This window comes from Geodermatophilus maliterrae, assembly GCF_041018925.1.
GTDB lineage: Bacteria > Actinomycetota > Actinomycetes > Mycobacteriales > Geodermatophilaceae > Geodermatophilus > Geodermatophilus maliterrae.
This window is the reverse complement of sequence record NZ_JBFNXQ010000201.1, coordinates 1-1,668: the sequence shown is the minus strand read 5'-3', so window position 1 is coordinate 1,668 and position 1,668 is coordinate 1. Positions and strand designations below refer to the sequence as shown.

Sequence of the window (1,668 nt, the reverse complement as noted above, 5' to 3'; positions counted from 1 at the left end):
GGAGAGGCCGATCGCGACGGCCTGCGTGGCGTCAGGCAGCAGAACCTCCACCTGCGGCGTCGTCCCGACGGGTAGGCCGATGCGCTCGGCCAGGCCCGACTCGGTCGGGGTGAACGGTGGGTGACGCTCGGCCCCACGACCACGGTAGGTGAGCCTGAACTCAAGTCCAGCCGTGTAGGCATGGATCTCCAGGACCACCACCGCGACGGTGGCGGACCGCCCCCAGGAGCTGGCCGAGCGGCAGGATGCCGGGAATCTCGTTTGGCGGCGGCGAAGTCTGAACACGTATCCGGGCGAACCGGGCGTAGGCCTCTTCCCGCCGCGCGTCCCCGTCGGCAGGTCCAGTACCAGCGTTCGACATAGGTCGACCTTGCCTTGACTGGCTGCCGTGCGCGACGCGCGGTGAAGGGTCGAGCAGGGGTGTCCCTCAAGCCGCCTTCAGAGCGAACGTTGGCAGTCGCGGCACAGGCCCGGCCGCTCGGCCGCCGGCCGACGCGCCGTCGCAACAACATGCAACGGTGCGGTGACATCGCGTAGAACCTTAGGGTGCGCGTGTCTCGACTACGAATCCATAACTTCCGGGGCTGGTCGTCACTTGATCTGAGGCCGCGTGGGCATGTTGTCCTGGCTGGCGTTCCTCGATCGGGCCGCAGCGACATCATCGCGGCCCTGCGGCGCGTGCTGGATGCAGGAAGCACTCGCGTCCAGCCGCGTATCACTGATCTTCGCCAGTGCACCACCGGCGGTGCCGCTGCCGCGTCTCACGCACAGCAAGCGGCAGAGTCAAGCGAAGCCGACGTCGCGCCCGAAGACAAGGAGTCCCCTGCTGCCGCGACGTTCGAGGAGACCGTCTACCGGGCTGAAGAGTGTCACGTCGAGGTCACACTGATCGATCTCGATCCGGAGGTCCAGCAACTCTTCGACGGCTTCCTGGAACCCCAGGACAAGGGAGGGCTGGCCGCCACCGGAGACGCGGAACCGAGCGCGAAGTTCTGCGTCCGCCTCGCTTATCGCCTGACTTACGACTCCGCAGCGGACGCTCTTGAGCACTTTGTCTACTACCCGGTCAAGAGCAGTCCGGCCTCGGGGCAGTTCGCTCGGGTTCCTGCGGACGTCCGCCGAGCCCTTCCAGTGGTGATCCTGCAACCCGGTCAGCCGTTGCAGCTGCGGGCCGAGGGTGGGCTGCGCCGGATCCTCTCGGACCGCGACCCTACGGAGGCGTTGGCAGCCTTTGAACGCCTCGCCGATGCGGTTGCCGCAGCGACATCCGCACTTGGCACCGAGGCCACCGTCACGAAGGCCGTTGACGCGGTCCTCAACGCTGCGGCACTCGGTGGTCGACTTGGCGACTTTGAGACGACCTCGGAACACGTCAGTTTCGCTGCGGAGGACGGTAGCCTGAGCGCCCTTCTGCGGGCGGTCCAGCCAGCACTTCGACTGGATGGGGCGGGGACCCTGCCGCTGTCGAGTCACGGAAGCTCCGTGGCGGCCGTGTTTTCGGCCGCTGAAGCCATCCTTCAGGCGCAGGTGCCTGGCGGGGTCGTCCTGTCCGATGACTTCGGAGACCAACTCGATGTTCCGACCGCAGAGCATCTGGCGGGGATCATCCGCTCCAAGGCAGGACAGGCATGGCTCTCAACCAGGCGTCCAGACGTAGTGCGAGCGTTC

At 66.9% G+C, this 1,668-nt stretch carries 2 protein-coding genes; one reads left to right on the top strand and one right to left on the bottom strand.

Features of this window, described 5'->3' with window-relative positions:
- Window positions 1-198, bottom strand: a 198-nt coding sequence (locus ABQ292_RS26440; protein WP_369210678.1) for a hypothetical protein, incomplete at its 3' end; no start/stop codon positions are given.
- Window positions 199-678: 480 nt separating this feature from the next.
- Here ABQ292_RS26440 and ABQ292_RS26435 point away from each other — a divergent pair.
- The coding region (locus ABQ292_RS26435) for a hypothetical protein (RefSeq protein WP_369210677.1) at window positions 679-1,668 on the top strand (990 nt) is incomplete at its 3' end.